We start from the raw sequence: 18061 nt of genomic DNA, 5'->3' as shown, positions 1-18061 counted from the left end.
CCCTAATGCGTCAACTCATTTCATGCCGGAAGGCCCGGCCCTGGCGTCGTCGCCTGTGACGGCGTCTGGCGTGCAGCCGGCCATTGCCGTCAAAGGCCTGGCCAAGCGGGTCGCCGACGCCGCTGGCGAACTGACGATCCTGCACGAGGTAGATTTTACCGTGCAAAAGGCTGAGACGTTGGCCATCGTTGGCGCTTCCGGTTCCGGCAAGTCAACTTTGCTCGGTTTGCTGGCCGGTCTGGACACCCCCAGCGCCGGCACCGTGGTGCTCGATGGTGTAGACATTTATGCACTAGATGAAGATGGCCGCGCCGCCCTGCGCAAGGAAAAACTGGGCTTTGTGTTCCAGTCGTTCCAGCTGCTGGCGCATTTGACGGCGGTGGAAAACGTCATGCTGCCGCTGGAACTGGCCGGCGTGGCCGGCGCCCGCGAGAAGGCCGAGGCGATGCTGGCGCGGGTTGGCCTGTCGAGCCGCCTCAAGCATTATCCGAAATACCTGTCCGGCGGCGAACAGCAGCGCGTGGCGTTGGCGCGCGCCTTCGTCAGCGAACCGCCGCTGCTGTTTGCCGACGAACCGACCGGCAGCCTGGACGCCGCCACCGGCGAAGCGGTGATCCAGCTGATGTTCGAGCTGAATCGCCAACACGGCTCGACTTTGGTGCTGGTCACCCACGACCAGGCCATGGCCGCCCGCTGCGGCCGCACCATTACAATCGCAGCGGGTCGCCTGGTCTGATGCGCCGCCTCGCTGCGGCCTGCCTGCTGGCGGCAGGCGTCGTCACGGCTGCCGACCTGCCGCAGACGCCGGAACAGTGGCAGCGCGCTGCCAGCGCCGATATCGAAGCCGCCTATCAAATCACGCTGGACAACCACCCCGGCACCTACGACCCGGCCAATCCCGGCTTTGCTACCCGTCTAGCCGAGGCGCGCAAGGCGGGCCTGCAACTGGCCGCGCAGGTGCGCGATGGCGCCGGGTATCAAGCCGCGCTCCTACGTTTTAATACCGTTATCCACGATGGTCACGCGGGTGTGGCGTTCACCATGCCTCCGGCGGTGGAATGGCGTTGGCCCGGTTTTGTCGCCGCCTGGCGTGGCGACAGCATGTATGTCTATGCCACCGTGCCCGGCGGTCCGGCAGCCGGCAGCCGGATTGATGCCTGCGATGGCGAGTCGATTACCACACTGGTGCAAACCAACGTCTTTGCATTCCAGGGACGCAGCGATGAGCCTGGCAACTGGTGGATAGAAGCGCCCGATGTGTTTGTCGACAAGGGCAATCCGTTTATCAAGCGGCCGCAGGTGTGCACCTTCACGCTGGATGGCAAACAGTTTGCGATGACGCTGGCGTGGAGTCAGTACACCAACGAGATGCTGCAATGGCGCCAGCAAAGCTACAACGGCATCACGTTGCCGGTCGGCTTGACCGAGCCGCGTCCGCGCCTGTATTGGGCCGCCATGCCGGAGTTCCAGCCGGACGAAGCGCAGCGTACAGCCTATCGCGCGATGTCGGCGGAACTGCGCGCGCATCCGCAACGCTATCAGCAGGCGGATGCCGTGGTGATCGACCTGCGCGGCAATCATGGCGGCTCATCGCTGTGGAGCCTGGATTTCGCCGGCGCCTTGTGGGGCGATGCCGAGATGGCGCGGCGCGACCAGCAGCGCACTGGCAAGCAACAGGTCTGGTGGCGTACCTCGGCCGGTAATGTGGCGCATGTGCGCTGGATGGTCGGCTTTTTGAAGGAGCAAGGCAATGCCGAGCTGGCGCAAGGCATCAACGCACTCGCCAACGTCATGCAGGAAGCGCTGGAGCGCGGTGACAAGTTTTACGTGAGCAGCAGCGACGCACCGGCTGCCGACACTGCCACTTTGGCGACGCCTGCGTTCAACCGTCCGGTGTACGTCATCGTGCCGGGCCAATGCGCCAGCGCCTGTCTGGATGCGGTGGACTACTTCACCATGTTCCCGAATACGAAACTGATCGGCGCGCCGAGCTCGGCGGACAGCAATTACATGGAAGTGCGCTACCAGTCGCTGTTCTCCGGCGCCGCGAAAGTAGTCATTCCAAACAAGGTCTACGTGGGCCGCCCGCGCGCGGCAGGGCAGTTCTACACGCCGCAGATTGTTGTGCGCGATCTGGAATGGTCGACTGAGAACTTCCTGAAAATCATTGAGGCCGACCTTAAACGCTAGCGGCCATGGTGCTGCACCATGCGGTTGAGGGCGGTGCGGATGGCGGGAATCAGTTCGGCGGCGGTCAGGCCGATCGGCCCGCAGCCTTCGCTGACCAGCACATCGGCCGCCATGCCGTGCAGCCAGACCGCCGCCAGCGCGGCTTCCCAATGCGGCCAGCCTTGCGCCAGTAGTGCGCCGCACAGGCCCGCCAGCACGTCGCCGGTGCCAGCTGTGGCCAATGCCGGATTGCCGGTGGTGTTGATGACAGCCTTGCCGTCCGGCGCGGCGATGACCGTGCCCGATCCTTTCAAGACGACGACGGCGTTGAGGCGCGCGGCCAGCGTGCGCGCTGCGGCCAGACGGTCGGCCTGCACGGCGCCGATGCTGCTGCCCAGCAGGCGCGCGGCTTCCAGCGGATGCGGCGTCAGCACGGTCGGCTTGCTGCGCTGGGCCAGCACGGTTTGCAGTGCGGTGTCGGCGGCCAGCAGGTTGAGGGCGTCGGCGTCGGCCAGCAGCGGGCTGCCGCTGGCGATGGAACTTGCCAGCAAGGCTTGCGCGGCGGTCGAGTCGCCCAATCCGGGCCCAATCACCAGCGTGGCCTGATCCAGGTCGTAATCGCCGGCGGGGCGGCACATCAGTTCCGGCTGGCCGGGATCGCATGGCAGTGCGTCTTCCACAAACAAAGCGTAGACCCGGCCGGCGCCGCTGTTAAGCGCCGCGCGCGCGGCCAAAATCGGCGCGCCGCTCATGCCGCGCGCGCCGCCGATCACCGCCACATTACCGTAACTGCCTTTGTGCGAGTTGTGCCGCCGCGCCTTCAGATGGCGGGCGAAAAACTTGACCTCATTCAGGTGCAGCGACGCCGGCGCAAAGTGGCTGGCGTCGATTTCCAGCCGCGAGATGTCGACCAGGCCCGCATAGTCGCGGCCATCGCAAGTGTGCAGTCCCGGCTTGTTGCCGATGAACGTGATGGTGTGGGTGGCGTGCAGCGCCACGCCGTCCGGACCTACAACGCAGCCGGTGTCGGCATCCAGTCCGCTCGGCACGTCCAGCGCCAGCACGCTGCAACGCAGCTGGTTGACTGTCTCCACCAGCGCCCGCAGCGCGCCGCTGAGCGGCCGTTTCAAACCGATGCCGAACAGGCCGTCCACCACCAGATGCCATTCGGTGCCGGCGATGTTGGCGTCTTCCACCGCGCGGAAGCGTGCGTCGCTGGCCTTGGCGCGTTGCAGCGCGGCCTGGCGTTCGGTCGAGGACTGGCTATCGTCGATCGGGCCGAAATGGATCAGCGTGACCTGCGCACCGGTGTACGACAGGTGCGCGGCCGCTTCCAGCGCGTCTCCGCCGTTGTCGCCGGGACCGGCCAGCACCAGTACCCTGGCCTGGTTGGTGGTCAGCGGCAGCAGATCCAGCGCGGCGTTGGCGCTGGCCTGGCCGGCGCGCTGCATCAGGGCGCCCGGCGGCAGGGTAGCGGCGGCAGCGCGCTCGATGGCGCGGATTTCGGCAACGGTGTAGAGTGGGTTCATCGTGTCATTTTAGCATCGATATTTGTGTGGGCGCGTCCACTGCGTCGGCACTACAATACACGCTTCACAGCTTAGCGAGGCACGCATGGATTGGGAATTCTGGATCGACCGTGGCGGTACGTTCACCGACATCGTGGCGCGCGCGCCAGATGGCCGGCTGCGCACGCTCAAGCTGCTGTCCGAGAATCCCGAACACTATGCGGATGCGGCCATTGCCGGAATACGCCAGCTGATGGGCGTGGCGAAGGGCAAGCCGATTCCGGTAGAGCAGATCGGCGCCGTCAAGATGGGCACCACGGTGGCCACCAATGCGCTGTTGGAGCGCAAGGGCGAACCGACTGCGCTAGCCATCACGCGTGGCTTCCGCGATGCGCTGCGCATCGCCTATCAAAATCGTCCGCGCCTGTTCGACCGCCGCATCCTGCTGCCGGAACTGCTGTACAGCCATGTGATCGAAATCGATGAACGCATCGGCGCGCACGGTGAAATGGTGACTGCACTGGATCTCGACACTGCGCGCGCCGGTCTGGAGCAAGCGTATGCGACCGGCCTGCGGTCGCTGGCGGTGGTCTTCATGCACGGCTACCGTTATCACGCGCACGAAACCCGCGTGGCCAGTATCGCCCGTGAAATTGGCTTCACGCAGGTATCGGTGTCGCACGACATCAGCCCGATGATGAAGCTGGTGGCACGCGGCGATACCACCGTGGTCGATGCCTATCTGTCGCCGATCCTGCGCCGCTATGTTGAGCAAGTGGCCAGTGAACTGCCGGGCGTGAACCTGCAATTTATGCAATCCAACGGCGGCCTCACTGACGCCCGCGCCTTCCAGGGAAAGGACTCGATCCTGAGCGGCCCGGCCGGCGGCATCGTCGGCATGGTGCGTGCCTCCAAGCTGGCCGGCTTCGACAAGGTGATCGGCTTCGATATGGGCGGCACCTCGACCGACGTGTCGCACTACTCGGGCGAATTCGAGCGCGTGTTCGAGACCCAGGTGGCCGGCGTGCGCATGCGCGCGCCGATGATGAGCATTCATACCGTGGCTGCCGGCGGCGGCTCGGTGCTGCATTTCGACGGCAGCCGCTATCGCGTAGGCCCGGACAGCGCCGGCGCCAATCCCGGCCCGGCCAGCTATCGCCGCGGCGGGCCGCTGGCGGTCACCGACTGCAACGTCATGCTGGGCAAGATCCAGCCGCATCATTTTCCGCAGTTGTTCGGCGCCGACGGCAAGCAGGCGCTGGACGCCGCCACGGTGCGTGAGCGCTTCGGCGACATGGCCAATGACATCGCCGCCGCCACCGGCACGCCCACCACGGCGGAGCAGGTGGCAGAAGGCTTTCTCGATATCGCGGTTGGCAATATGGCCAACGCCATCAAGCAGATTTCCGTCCAGCGCGGGCACGATGTTACCGAATATGCGCTGACCAGTTTCGGCGGCGCCGGCGGCCAGCATGCCTGTCTGGTGGCCGATGCGCTGGGCATGAAGACGGTGTTCGTGCATTCGCTGGCCGGCGTGATGTCGGCCTACGGCATGGGCCTGGCCGACCAGACGGCGATGCGCGAGGCGGCCATCGAAACGCATTTGAGCGAAGAGGCGCACGCCGAACTGGAAGCACGCCTGCATGCGCTGGGCCGCCACGCGCGCGCGGACCTGCATCACCAGCAGGTGGACGATGACCGCATTACGCTGATCCGCCGCGTACACCTGCGCTACGAAGGCACCGATACTGCGCTGATCGTGTTGTTCGATACGGTGGCGTCGATGCAGCAGCAATTTGAAGCGGCCTACCGCAAGCGCTATTCCTTCCTGATGCAATCGCGCGCGCTGATTGTGGAGGCGGTGTCGGTGGAGGCGGTCGGCAAGTCCGATGCGCCGCAAGAGACGGTGGAGCCGGCGGCGCGCCGCGTGTCCGGCCTGATGCCGCATGCGGTGGTGCCGATGTACACCGGCGGTAAATGGCGCCAAACCAGTTTGTACCAGCGCGGGGCCACGCGCATCGGTGACGTGATCAAAGGCCCGGCGATCATCGCCGAAGCCAACGCCACCACCATCGTGGAAGCGGGCTGGCAGGCCGAGGTCACGCTGCACGACCATCTGGTGCTGAAGCGCGTGGCGGCGTTGCCGGAGCGACGCGCCATCGGCACCACGGCCGATCCGGTGATGCTGGAGATTTTCAATAACCTGTTCATGTCGATCGCCGAGCAAATGGGGCTGCGCCTGCAGAACACCGCGTACTCGGTCAACATCAAGGAGCGGCTGGACTTCAGCTGCGCCATCTTCGACGCCGACGGCAATCTGATCGCCAACGCGCCGCACATGCCGGTGCATCTGGGCTCGATGGGCGAGAGCATCAAGACCGTGATGCGCGAAAACGCCGGCCGCATGCGCGCCGGAGATGTCTTCATGCTGAACGACCCGTACAACGGCGGCACCCACCTGCCGGACGTCACGGTGATTACACCGGTGTTCGACGCCACCGGCGCGCGCATCCTGTTCTACGTCGGCTCGCGCGGCCACCATGCGGACATCGGCGGCACCACGCCGGGATCGATGCCGCCGGATTCGCGCGTGATCGAAGAAGAGGGCGTGTTAATCAATAACTTCAAACTGGTGGACGGCGGCCAGTTGCGCGAAGCGGAAACGCGCGCCTTGCTGGCCAGCGCGCAGTACCCGGCGCGCAATCCGGACCAGAACCTGGCCGACCTTCGCGCGCAAGTCGCCGCCAACCAGAAAGGCGTCGACGAGCTGCATAAAATGGTGGCGCATTTCGGGCTGGATGTGGTGCAGGCTTACATGGGCCATGTGCAGGACAATGCCGAGGAAGCGGTGCGGCGCGTCATCAGCGCCTTGAAGGATGGCGCCTTCACGCTGCCGCTGGATAACGGCGCGCAGATTCAGGTGGCGGTGCGCGTGGACCAGGAAGCGCGCAGCGCGGAGATCGACTTCACCGGCACCTCGCCGCAGCTGGAGAATAACTTCAACGCGCCGTCGGCGGTGTGCATGGCGGCGGTGCTGTACGTGTTCCGCACGCTGGTGGATGACGAGATTCCACTCAACGCCGGCTGCCTCAAGCCGCTGAAGGTGCTGATTCCAAACGGCTCGATGCTCAATCCGCACTATCCGGCGTCTGTCGTCTCCGGCAACGTGGAGACCTCGACCTGCATCACCAATGCGCTATACGGCGCACTGGGCGTGATGGCGGCGGCGCAGGGCACCATGAACAACTTCACCTTCGGAAATGCCAAGTACCAGTATTACGAGACTATCAGCGGCGGCTCCGGCGCCGGTGACGGCTTCGACGGCACGTCGGTGGTGCAGACCAATATGACCAACTCGCGCCTGACCGACCCCGAAATCCTGGAGTTCCGCTTCCCGGTGCGGCTGGAGAGCTACGAAATCCGCGCCGGCAGTGGTGGAGCAGGGCACTGGCACGGCGGCAACGGCGGCGTGCGCAAGGTGCGCTTCCTGGAACCGATGACGGCGGCCATCCTGTCCAATAACCGCATTTACGCGCCATTCGGCATGGCTGGCGGCTGGCCGGGCGCGTTGGGCCGCAACAGCGTGCAGCGCGCAGACGGCAGCGTGGACGTGCTGGGCCACATCGGCAAGACCGATATGCAGCCGGGCGATGTGTTCATTATTGAAACGCCGGGCGGTGGCGGTTTTGGCACGCCCTTACCTCCATCAGCCGATTAGGCGATACCCCTGGCATCGGATTGCGCCACCTCCCAATCGGGTCTTGTCTGGTAATTGTCAGCAACGTACAGTTGAACTTTAGACAGGTTGGGAGGACATCATGCGCACTCTATTGAGGATTTTTCAATCCCGCAGCTCACCGCGCGCCGCGATTGTGTCCGCCTTCCTGCTGTGCGGTTTGTATTTTGTCTCCTGGTACTTCATCAGCCACTGCCTCGCCAACGGCCTCATCGCTTTCTGAATCGGACCTATGCTCAAACGCCTGCTGCCCACGATTTGCCTGCTTTTGCCCCTGACCGCCGCGCTGGCGCAAGAGGCCACACCACCGGCCCCAACCGAGGAGGCCGCGTCGGAAACCGAAACCATCTTGCTGGTGGGGCAGCGTCCCGGTCCGGGCTTGTGGAAGGTCAGCAAGGGCGATCATGTGCTGTGGGTGTTCGGTAGTTATTCGCCATTGCCGGTAAAGATGGAATGGCGTTCGCAGCAGGTGGAGTCGATTCTGGCGCAGTCGCAGGAATACCTGGCGCCGCCGCTGGCGCATGCCGGCGTGGGTTTCTGGCGCGGCCTGACCTTGTTGCCCAGCCTGATCGGGATGAAAAAGAATCCGGACGGCGCCACGCTGCAGGATGTGCTGCCGGCCGATGTCTACGCCCGCTGGCAGCCGCTCAAAGCCAAGTACATCGGCAAGGACAGCGGCATCGAACGCGAACGCCCCATCTTCGTGGCGGATACGCTATTTTCCGCCGGCCTCAAGCAAGCTGGCCTGACCAGTGGCAATGACGTTGGCCGGAAGATCGACGACATCGTGAAGCAGCGCAAGATCAAGGTGACCTCCAGTAGCATTGAATTGCCGATGGACGACGCCTCCAGCATGCTCAGCGATTTCAAGAAGTCGCAGCTGGCCGACACCGAATGCTTCAGCAAAACGCTGGCGCGGCTGGAAAGCGATATCGACGCCATGCGGGTGCGCGCCAACGCCTGGTCCAAGGGTGACATTGAAGCGATTCAAAAGCTCAGCTATCCGGACCAGGAAAGCGCCTGTGGCGACGCCATTCGCAACGCCGAATTCGTCAAGAACCGGCCGGGCTGGCAGAACGTTGCGGAGCGCAAGAAGGCGTTATGGCTGAAGTCTGCGGAGGGCGCACTTGGCGCCAACACCACCAGCTTCGCCATGCTGCGCCTGTCCGACATCGTCGGCCCGGACAGTTATCTGACCGCGCTGAAAGCCAAGGGCTACGAAGTGGTCAGTCCCGACTGATGCTGTCGTTCCCGCGCAGGCGGGAACCTATACTGAGCCGTATCAGCATGGATTCCCGCTTGCGCGGGAATGACGGTGGCTCAGGCGACTGCCGAAATACCGTATTTGCGCTGGGTGTGGTTGTACTGCGCCGTCAGCGTTTCCAGTGACGGGTGCGCCGGGTCGAGCCGGCGCATGCGCTCCAGCAGGAACTGGCAGTGCTCGGCCAGCGGCGCTTCCCAGCCCAGATCGTCCAGCTGCTTGAGGATGGCCGACGCGGCCGCCGGCAGCAGCGCCATATTGCCGGGCGCCTTGCGCAGGCCGGCGCTCAGCGTATCCACCGCCGCCCTCAGATCGCCGTGCGAACGCTGTTCGCTGGCGTGCGCGATGAGTTCGTCCACCTGAATCTTGATCTGTTCGCCCATGCCTTGCGCCAGGTCGTGGCGGCCGGCTTTTTCAAACACCTGCACCGCGTCGTCCATCGAGACGCCGCTATCGGTATCGTTCATCAGGTTCAGCATCAGGTCGGACGCCTGCTGGTCCAGCTTGACGGCCAGGCAGCTGTGCACCAGTCCCACCTTGAGGCCGGTCGACAGGCCACGGCTGCCGGCCACGGCGTTGACCGCGTTGGTCAGCTCGGTGGCGGCGGCGGTCAGGTTGCCGGTCATTTCCTGCAGCAGGCCGGCGGCGATGGCGCGGCACACGTCCACATTCGGGCCGCTGCGCAGCGAGCGTTCCATGTCGCGGATCACGCCGCTGGCCTGGTGGGCGTCGCCTTTCTTGACCAGCGTCTTGACCAGCTTGACGTGGTCTTCGGGGTCGCGGAATTCAGAATACTTGGCCTTGGCCACTACCTGCTTGAAGGCTTTCTCGGCCACGCCGACATCGCCGGTCTCGAAGGCGACATCACCCAGATGACGCAGGCGGCGCACCATGTGCGGCGAAATCGCTACCGCATCCTCCAGGATCTTCTTGGCGGCCTCTTGCTGGCCCAGTGCCTGGTGGCAGCGCGCCAGCAGGTCGTAGGCGGCCATGTAGCGCGGATTTTGTTCCAGCAGCAGCGACAGGGTTTCCTGCGCTTCCAGGTGTTTCTGCAAGCCGAAGCGGCAGCGCGCCAGGCCCAGGTGCGCCCAGGCCACCGGCCGCGTCATCAGTATCCACAGGTAGGCGGTTTCTGCTTCGGCCAGTTCGTCGATGGAAAACAGCAGCTCGGCGCGCAGGCGGGCGAAGTCGACGGCGTAGCGCGGGGTTTTTTCCTCGGCCGCCTTGGCCTCGGTAATCGCCCGGCGCACATTGCCCATTTCAACCAGTTGATAGATCGGCAAGAATGAGGCGCGGCGGTCGACCGCGCGTTGCAGGCGCTGGAGCAGGGCGTCGACAGTAAACGGCTTCAGCACGTAGTCGGTCGGTGTCAGTTCGGCCGCGCCGATCACCTTGCCGTACTCGCCCTCCGAGGTCAGCATGATGAAAATCGTCCACGGCGTGATCAATTTATGATGACGCAAGTCTTCCAGCAACTGCTGGCCGTCCTGGCCGTTCGCTTCGCCGCTGCCGTTGCCGAGGTCGTATTCGCACAAGATGATGTCGAACGGTTTTTTCGTGAGCTGGCGGATGGCCGTGCCCGAACTGACCGCGTAATCGATCTTGGTGATCGATGCCTGGCTGAGCATATTGTGCAGGTTGCCGCGCATCCCCGGATTGGGGTCGACGATCAGCACTGACAAGTCGCTATATTCTGCCATTCTTCTACATCCAAGCTAAGTTTCGTCCAGCATACTCCAAGGCAAGTGAAAATAGATGATTTTCGGCGCAAAATGTTGCTTCCGTGGCAGCTTTTGCACGGCAGTGGCACTATATGGCAACGCTGATAGCGGGTATAATGCGCGCAAAGGAAAATCTCGCAACACAGTATCTAGTGCCCCATCTCCCTTTAAACCGCAGCCCAGCTGCATCAACTCTCTTCCAATCATGCTGATTCTGCCGGGCTCTAACGCCCTGTCCGCATTCCGTAGCCAACGCCTGTTGAACCAACTGCAAGCGGTGCTGCCTTCCGTTGCCGCCGTACAGGCGCGCTATGTCCACTTCATCGATGCCGGCGCGCCCTTGTCGGCCGACGACACCCAGCGCCTGCAAGGCTTGCTGACCTACGGTGAGCCGGCGCATGCCGACAACACCGAAGGCCACGCCGAGGAATTCTTCGTGATTCCGCGCTTCGGCACGATTTCGCCGTGGGCCTCCAAGGCCACCGACATCGTCCACAACTGCGGCATGGTGCACATCAAGCGCGTTGAGCGCGGCGTGGCGTATCGCATCAACCTGAAGACCGGCATCCTGGGCACCGCGCTGGGCGCGACCAAAAAGCTCAGCGATGAGGAATTGCAGGCCGTGGCCGCGCTGCTGCACGACCGCATGACCGAGTCGGTGCTGCGCTCGCCGGACGACGCTGCCGGCCTGTTCCGCGAACTGCAAGCCCGTCCGCTGGAGTCGGTGGACGTGATCGGCAGCGGCAAGGCTGCGCTGGACAAGGCGAATACCGACCTCGGCCTGGCCATGTCGGACGATGAAGTAGAGTACCTGGACGCCGCCTTCACCAAGGCCGGCCGCAACCCGACCGACGTCGAGCTGATGATGTTCGCGCAGGCGAACTCGGAGCACTGCCGCCACAAGATCTTCAACGCCGACTGGACCATCGACGGCGTCGCCCAGCCGAAGTCGCTGTTCGGCATGATCAAGAACACCCACCAGTTGCAGCCGAAAGGCACCGTGGTCGCCTACAGCGACAACTCGTCGATCATGGAAGGCGCGGAAGTGATGCGCTTCTTCCCGCAAGGCGAAGGCCAGCAGTACGCGCCGATGACCGAGCTGACCCACACGCTGATGAAAGTGGAAACCCACAATCACCCGACCGCGATCTCGCCGTTCCCTGGCGCCTCGACCGGCGCCGGCGGTGAAATCCGCGACGAAGGCGCAACCGGCCGCGGCGCCAAGCCGAAGGCTGGCCTGGCTGGCTTTACCGTGTCCAACCTGCTGCTGCCGGGCGCCGTGCGTCCGTGGGAAAGCGATGCGGTCGTCACCGCCCCGATCAAGGATGGCGACTACCGCGACACCGGCAATCCATACGGCAAGCCGGAGCGTATCGCTTCGCCGCTGCAAATCATGATCGACGGCCCGCTGGGCGGCGCTGCGTTCAGCAATGAATTCGGCCGTCCGGTGCTGGGCGGTTACTTCCGTACCTACGAACAGAACATCGGCAAGCAGTTCGCCGGCGCCCACGACACCGTGTTCGGCTATCACAAGCCGATCATGATTGCTGGCGGCATCGGCAACATCTCGTCGCAGCACACGCACAAGGATGACATTCCGGTCGGCAGCCTGCTGGTGCAGCTGGGTGGTCCAGGCATGCGCATCGGCATGGGCGGTTCGGCTGCCTCTTCGATGGCGACCGGCACCAACACCGCCGACCTGGACTTCGACTCGGTTCAGCGCGGCAACCCGGAAATGGAACGCCGCGCGCAGGAAGTGATCAACGCTTGCTGGCAGTTGGGCGCCAAGAATCCGATCATCTCGATCCACGACGTCGGCGCTGGTGGCCTGTCGAACGCCTTCCCGGAAATCACCAACGACGCCAAGCGCGGCGCGATTTTCGATCTGCGCAAGATTCCGCTGGAAGAAAGCGGCATGGCGCCGAAAGAAATCTGGTCCAACGAATCACAAGAGCGTTATGTGCTGGCGATTGCGCCGGCCGATCTTCCGCTGTTCCAGGCGATTTGCGAACGCGAGCGCAGCCTGTTTGCCGTGGTCGGCACCGCCACCGAAGAACGTCAGCTGAAGCTGATCGATCCGGAACTGGGCAACGAGCCGGTCGATATGCCGATGGATGTACTGCTGGGCAAACCGCCAAAAATGCAGCGCGACGTGCATCACGTGCAAAACGATTTCCCGGCGATTGACCTGACCGGTGTGGACTTGGCGGACGCCGCCGAGCGCGTGCTGCTGCTGCCGACCGTCGGCGACAAATCGTTCCTGATCACCATCGGCGACCGTACCGTGGGCGGCATGTCCGTGCGCGACCAGATGGTTGGTCCTTGGCAGGTGCCGGTGGCCGACTGCGCCGTCACCGCAATGAGCTTTGAAGGCTACAAGGGCGAAGCGATGGCCATGGGCGAACGCACGCCGCTGGCCGTGATCAACGCCGCCGCGTCGGGGCGCATGGCTGTGGCTGAGGCGGTACTGAACATCGCCGCCGCGCCGATCCGTTCGATCGAAGACATCAAGCTGTCGGCCAACTGGATGGCGGCCTGCGGCCAGCCAGGCCAGGACGCAGCGCTGTACGACACCGTCAAGGCAGTCGGCATGGAACTGTGCCCGGCGCTGGGTATTTCTATCCCGGTCGGCAAAGATTCGCTGTCGATGCGCACCACCTGGAAAGAGGGCGACGAAGCCAAGGCCGTGCTGTCGCCGGTCTCGCTGATCGTATCGTCGTTTGCGCCCGTGTATGATGTGCGTAAATCGCTGACCCCGCAAATCTGCATGGATGCCGGCGACACCGCCATCATCCTGATCGACCTGGGCCGCGGCAAGAACCGCCTCGGCGCCTCGTCGCTGGCGCAAGTCATGGGCCAGCTGGGCAACTCGGTGCCGGACGTGGACAGCGCGGAAGACATCAAAGGCTTCTTCGCCGCCATCCAGCAATTGAACGCCGATGGCAAGCTGCTGGCTTACCACGACCGTTCGGACGGCGGCCTGTACGGCACGCTGACCGAAATGGCCTTCGCCGGCCGCGCCGGCTTGTCGATCAACCTCGACATCCTGACGCTGGAAGAGGGCCATGGCGCCGACCAGGGCGACGCCAAGAACTGGGCGACGCAAATCGCCGAGCGCCGCAACGAGCAAACGCTGCGCGCGCTGTTCTCGGAAGAGCTGGGTGCTGTGATCCAGGTGCGCGCCGATGAAAAATCGCTGGTGATGGACGTGCTGCGTTCGTTTAACCTGGGCGCCTGCAGCCACATCATCGGCAAGCCGAACGACCGTGGCGTGATCGAATTCACCCGCGATGCCAAAATCATCTACAACAAGTCGCGTGCCGAACTGCACCGCCTGTGGAGCGAAACCAGCTGGCGCATCGCCCGTCTGCGTGACAATCCAGCCTGCGCCGATGCGGAATACGACCGTCTGCTGGACGAACAAGATCCAGGCATCACGCCGAAGATCACGTTCGACCTGAACGACAACGTTGCCGCGCCGTTCCTGGCGACCGGCGTGCGTCCACGCGTTGCCATCCTGCGCGAGCAGGGCGTCAACTCGCACATCGAAACCGCCTACGTCATGCACCAGGCCGGCTTTGCAGCGATCGATGTCCACATGAGCGACCTGATCTCGGGTCGCGCCAAGCTGGCAGACTTCCAGGGCATCATCGCCGTGGGCGGCTTCTCGTACGGCGACGTGCTAGGCGCCGGTGAAGGCTGGGCCAAGACCATTCTGTTCAACGATGCGCTGTCGGACCAGTTTGCCACGTTCTTTGCGCGCAAAGACACCTTCGGCCTGGGCGTCTGCAACGGCTGCCAGATGATGAGCAACCTGAAACCGCTGATTCCTGGCGCGCAAGCGTGGCCGAAGTTCACCACCAACAAGTCGGAGAAATTCGAAGCGCGCTTTGCCATGGTGGAAGTGCTGGACTCGCCGTCGATCTTCTTCAGCGGCATGGCCGGCACCCAGACCCCGATCGCTATCGCCCACGGCGAAGGTTATGCCGACTTCTCGCAGACCGGCAACATCGGCGAAGCCGTGGCCGCCATGCGCTTCGTCGACAACCGTGGCGCCGCGACCGAAGCCTACCCGTACAACCCGAACGGCTCGCCGCAAGGCCTGACTTCGGTCACGACGGCGGACGGCCGCTTCACGGTAATGATGCCGCACGCCGAGCGCGTATTCCGCACCGTCCAGCAATCGTGGGCGCCGGAAGCGTGGGGCGAGGAATCGCCGTGGATGCGCATGTTCCGCAATGCCCGTAAATTCGTCGGGTAATTAATTAGAGGTGTTTATTCGCCTCACGAAAAGAGAGCGGCGCAAGCCGCTCTTTTTCTTTGTGGGTGAATATGCGTACAGCGATTCAATAAGGTTTCGGCATCGCTGCCATTTAAAGCGACCAGCAGCGGTTTGCAGGCGGCGCGCCGTTGCGACGCCAAGGAACTCGAATTGATCGCGCATGTAGGCGCGCATGGCGGGTGCACGGCTAGTGTCGGCGGCAGAGGCGAGGGCAGTGCTTATGGCGGGAAGGAAGTCTGGATCCATGCTCGTTGTTGGCGCGAATGCGCCATTTTCCGGCTTGCAGAGGACGTAAAAAAAGCGCCTGCAGGCAGGCGCTTCTTGCGGAGCAATCCAGCTTACTGGACTTTGGCTTTCTTCACCAATTCTTCGCGGTAGGCGACGATCTTGCGCTGTTGCAGCGCTTCGGCGACCTGTGGCTTTACTTCTTCCAGCGAAGGCAGTTTTACTGGACGGGATTCTTCCATTTTGATCACGTGATAGCCAAATTCGGTTTTCACTGGAGTCTGGGTGATTTCACCGTTTTTCAGTGCGACCATGGCATCAGCGAATGGTTTCACCAGTTTGCCTGGCGTCATCCAGCCCAGATCGCCGCCATTGGCGGCCGAACCGTCTTTCGATACTTTGGCCAGTTCTTCGAATTTAGCGCCGCCTTTCAGCTTGGCGATAATATCTTTGGCTTCCTGTTCGGTTGCAACCAGAATATGACGCGAGTGATATTCGGTGCCGCCCATGGCAGCTTTATATTTGTCGTATTCAGCTTTGATTTCCGCATCCGATACCGGATTTTTCTTTACGTAATCAGCCAGCATCGCATTGATAATAATGCTTTGACGGGCGTTGTCGATCGCAGCGGTTACATCAGGCTTCTTGCCATAACCCTGTTTATCGGCTTCCTGCAGCAGTACTTCGCGGCCGATCAGTTCTTTCTTGACCATGTCACGCAGTTGCGGCGAATCAGGCTGCTGACCCTGGGCTACCACTTGCTTGACCATTTGATCGACGCGGGCGGCAGGAATCGCCTTGCCATTCACGGTCGCGGCATTTTGCGCGAACGCTGGTACGGCAACCATGGCGATCAGGGCTAACATCAGACGGGCTGGCTTCAACATCATTATCTAAATCCTTAAAAAATTACACTCTGAAGGTGCATCATACCAACGCGGAATTAAAAACGGCGCCCCGTAGGGCGCCGCCTTTCATAACATTACTGCACTTTTGCTTTCTTTACCAGTTCTTCCTGATACGCCTGCAGTTTCTTCTGGGTCAGCGCTTCCGCGATTTGCGGTTTCACTTCTTCCAGGGTCGGCAGCTTGGCGGCACGGATGTCGTCCACTTTGATCACGTGGAAGCCGTTCGGCGTCTGCACAGGCTTCTCGGTCACTTGGCCTTTGCCCAGTGCGACGAACGCTTGCGAGAATACTGGTGGGAACGACGAAGGCGAGGCCCAGTCCAGATCGCCGCCATTGGCAGCCGAACCGGTGTCTTTCGACAGCTTGGCCAGATCTTCAAACTTGGCGCCGCCCTTGATCTTGGCGATCACGTCGTTGGCTTCCGCTTCGGTGCCCAGCAGGATGTGGCGCACGTGGTATTCCTTGTCGCCAGCCTGGGCAACGAATTTGTCGTACTCAGCCTTGATGTCGGCGTCCGATACCGGATTTTTCTTGACGTAGTCGGCGATCATGGCGTTGATGATGATGGCCTGACGCGCGTTTTCAATTGCGGTCTTGACGTCGGCGTTCTTGCCATAACCTTGCTTTTCCGCTTCCTGCATCATCACTTCGCGGCCGATCAGGTCTTTCTTGATCAGATCGCGCAACTGCGGCGAATCCGGCTGCTGGCCCTGGGCCACGACTTGCTTAACGACGGCGTCCACGCGGGAGGTCGGGATCGCCTTGCCATTCACGACGGCAACGTTTTGCGCAAAAGCTGGTACAGCGATAACGAGAAGTGCAATCAGCAACTTGGCTGGCTTGAAGGTCATTATTAATTCCTGTATTTGGAAAAGTGTTATTTTAAAATCCCGACGGCATTCATTTGCAGACGCGGCCCAAAATCATACTTCGGACGGCGCCAGTGCGGTAATGGCCAATGCATGAATTTCTTTATGCATCATATCGTGCACGGAATCATACACGAGTCGATGTCTTGTGACGAGTTTCAGCCCTTCGAATTGTAACGAAACAATTCTGACGTTGTAGTGACCGCCGCCAGAGGCCGCGCCGGCATGTCCGGCATGGGCTGCCGAGTCGTCGTCGACCACCAGTTCGACCGGCGCCAGCCGGGCTTCCAGCGCTGCGCGGATGCGTGCCAGACGGGTATCTTGAATCTGATTCATGCCTGGTCCTTCATGTGACGCGACAAATAAACGGTTTGTGCCACGATAAACACAAACATGATGGCGGTGGCGCCGAATGCTTTAAAACTGACCCACGAATCGGTATCGCCTTTGAACAACACAAACGCCAGATACCAGTTCAATACACCCATAAAGGCGAAGAAGGCGATCCAGGCCAGATTCAAGCGGGTCCAGATCTGGTCCGGCAATTCGATGATTTCGCCCATCGACTTGCGCATCAGGTTCTTTTTGAATACCAGGTCGCTGACCAGCAGCGCGCCGGCAAACAGCCAATACACAATACTCAGCTTCCATTTAATGAAGTCTTCGTCGTGCAGATAAATGGTCAGGCCGCCGAAGACGACGAACATGCCCAGCGACAGCCATAAAATCCCGTCGACCTTGCGCCCGCGCAGCTTGATCCAGGCAATCTGCGCCATCGTCGCCAGAATGCCGACCAGCGTGGCGATGACGATGGGCGACTGCTCGGCGGTGACGGAACCGCCGGAAATCATGCCGCTCATGTGGGTGTTGATGAAGTGCTGCGTCGCTTCGGCGTTCCAGCCAGCCAGCTTGTAGGAGCCGAAGAACAGCAGTACGGGAATCAGGTCGAACAGGAATTTCATGGTGTCTTATTAGTCTTGTGGGTCAAAGCGCAAGGACGCCGAGTTGATGCAATAGCGCAGCCCGGTTGGCGGCGGACCGTCCGGGAACACGTGGCCAAGGTGTGCATCGCATACGGCGCAAATGATTTCGGTGCGCAGCATACCATGCGTACGGTCAACCTTCTCGGTCACATTGGCCGGATCGATCGGTTCAAAGTAGCTCGGCCAGCCGCAGCCGGAATCAAACTTGGCGTCGGAACGGAACAACGGCGTGTTGCAGCAGACGCAGGTGTAAGTGCCGTGCTCATGATGATCCCAGAATTTGCCGGTAAAAGCACGTTCGGTGGCGGCGTGACGCGTAACCTGGTACTCCATCGGGTCCAGCTGGTCGCGCCATTCGGCGTCGGGTTTGACAACTTTATTGCTCATGGCTTATTTCTC

Annotated in this window: 14 protein-coding genes; 6 read left to right on the top strand and 8 right to left on the bottom strand. The window is 62.2% G+C overall.

The annotated features are described in order from the left end of the window. The first annotated feature begins 22 nt into the window (after positions 1-22). Together GTP69_RS02410 and GTP69_RS02405 are read left to right on the top strand one after the other, a co-directional pair. Entirely contained in the window at positions 23-736 is a 714-nt protein-coding gene (locus GTP69_RS02410) for an ABC transporter ATP-binding protein (RefSeq protein ID WP_161053489.1), read from the top strand. After that, positions 736-2190: a S41 family peptidase gene (locus GTP69_RS02405; RefSeq protein WP_161053363.1), complete on the top strand. Its 1455-nt coding sequence runs from the start codon at positions 736-738 to the stop codon at positions 2188-2190. The genes GTP69_RS02410 and GTP69_RS02405 overlap by 1 nt, the downstream gene beginning before the upstream one ends. Here GTP69_RS02405 and GTP69_RS02400 read toward each other — a convergent pair. After that, positions 2187-3698 (bottom strand): NAD(P)H-hydrate dehydratase, encoded by a 1512-nt coding sequence (locus tag GTP69_RS02400; protein ID WP_161053362.1) that lies wholly within the window; start codon positions 3696-3698, stop codon positions 2187-2189. The two genes, GTP69_RS02405 and GTP69_RS02400, sit on opposite strands and share 4 nt — an antisense overlap. An 85-nt stretch (positions 3699-3783) precedes the next feature. On the opposite strand from GTP69_RS02400, the gene GTP69_RS02395 reads away from it, so the two are divergent. The 3 genes from GTP69_RS02395 to GTP69_RS02390 all read left to right on the top strand — a co-directional run bounded on the left by GTP69_RS02395 (position 3784) and on the right by GTP69_RS02390 (position 8653). Further along, positions 3784-7395 carry a hydantoinase B/oxoprolinase family protein gene (locus GTP69_RS02395; protein WP_161053361.1) on the top strand — a complete coding sequence of 1204 codons (3612 nt, stop codon included), beginning with the start codon at positions 3784-3786 and terminating at the stop codon, positions 7393-7395. Positions 7396-7495: 100 nt separating this feature from the next. Then, positions 7496-7636 carry a hypothetical protein gene (locus GTP69_RS31015; protein WP_202423741.1) on the top strand — a complete coding sequence of 47 codons (141 nt, stop codon included), beginning with the start codon at positions 7496-7498 and terminating at the stop codon, positions 7634-7636. Positions 7637-7645: 9 nt separating this feature from the next. Next, positions 7646-8653 carry a TraB/GumN family protein gene (locus tag GTP69_RS02390; protein ID WP_161053360.1) on the top strand — a complete coding sequence of 336 codons (1008 nt, stop codon included), beginning with the start codon at positions 7646-7648 and terminating at the stop codon, positions 8651-8653. Positions 8654-8733: 80 nt separating this feature from the next. On the opposite strand, the gene GTP69_RS02385 is transcribed toward GTP69_RS02390, so the two are convergent. Beyond that, positions 8734-10374, bottom strand: a complete 1641-nt coding sequence (locus GTP69_RS02385) for a tetratricopeptide repeat-containing response regulator (RefSeq protein ID WP_161053359.1) — start codon at positions 10372-10374, stop codon at positions 8734-8736. 226 nt (positions 10375-10600) lie between these two features. Between GTP69_RS02385 and purL the strand changes: the two genes are divergently transcribed. Next, positions 10601-14656: a phosphoribosylformylglycinamidine synthase gene (purL, locus tag GTP69_RS02380; RefSeq protein ID WP_161053358.1), complete on the top strand. Its 4056-nt coding sequence runs from the start codon at positions 10601-10603 to the stop codon at positions 14654-14656. Here purL and GTP69_RS02375 read toward each other — a convergent pair whose 3' ends face one another. The 6 genes from GTP69_RS02375 to msrB all read right to left on the bottom strand — a co-directional run bounded on the left by GTP69_RS02375 (position 14657) and on the right by msrB (position 18049). Beyond that, positions 14657-14839 carry a hypothetical protein gene (locus GTP69_RS02375; RefSeq protein ID WP_229260791.1) on the bottom strand — a complete coding sequence of 61 codons (183 nt, stop codon included), beginning with the start codon at positions 14837-14839 and terminating at the stop codon, positions 14657-14659. Positions 14840-15015: 176 nt separating this feature from the next. Next, positions 15016-15792, bottom strand: a complete 777-nt coding sequence (locus GTP69_RS02370) for a foldase protein PrsA (protein WP_161053356.1) — start codon at positions 15790-15792, stop codon at positions 15016-15018. Between the two features lie 92 nt (positions 15793-15884). After that, positions 15885-16661 (bottom strand): peptidylprolyl isomerase, encoded by a 777-nt coding sequence (locus GTP69_RS02365; RefSeq protein WP_161053355.1) that lies wholly within the window; start codon positions 16659-16661, stop codon positions 15885-15887. Positions 16662-16733: 72 nt separating this feature from the next. Further along, positions 16734-17015, bottom strand: a complete 282-nt coding sequence (locus GTP69_RS02360) for a BolA family protein (RefSeq protein WP_161053354.1) — start codon at positions 17013-17015, stop codon at positions 16734-16736. Continuing rightward, positions 17012-17641 (bottom strand): septation protein A, encoded by a 630-nt coding sequence (locus GTP69_RS02355; RefSeq protein ID WP_161053353.1) that lies wholly within the window; start codon positions 17639-17641, stop codon positions 17012-17014. Before GTP69_RS02355 ends, GTP69_RS02360 begins: the two co-directional genes overlap by 4 nt. Before the next feature lie 9 nt (positions 17642-17650). Further along, positions 17651-18049, bottom strand: a complete 399-nt coding sequence (gene msrB, locus GTP69_RS02350; RefSeq protein WP_161053352.1) for a peptide-methionine (R)-S-oxide reductase MsrB — start codon at positions 18047-18049, stop codon at positions 17651-17653. Positions 18050-18061 lie beyond the last annotated feature (12 nt).

It is taken from the genome of Duganella levis (assembly GCF_009857605.1).
GTDB lineage: Bacteria > Pseudomonadota > Gammaproteobacteria > Burkholderiales > Burkholderiaceae_D > Rugamonas > Rugamonas levis.
The sequence above is the reverse complement of the archived record's forward strand: the minus strand, read 5'-3'. Positions and strand labels throughout refer to the sequence as shown.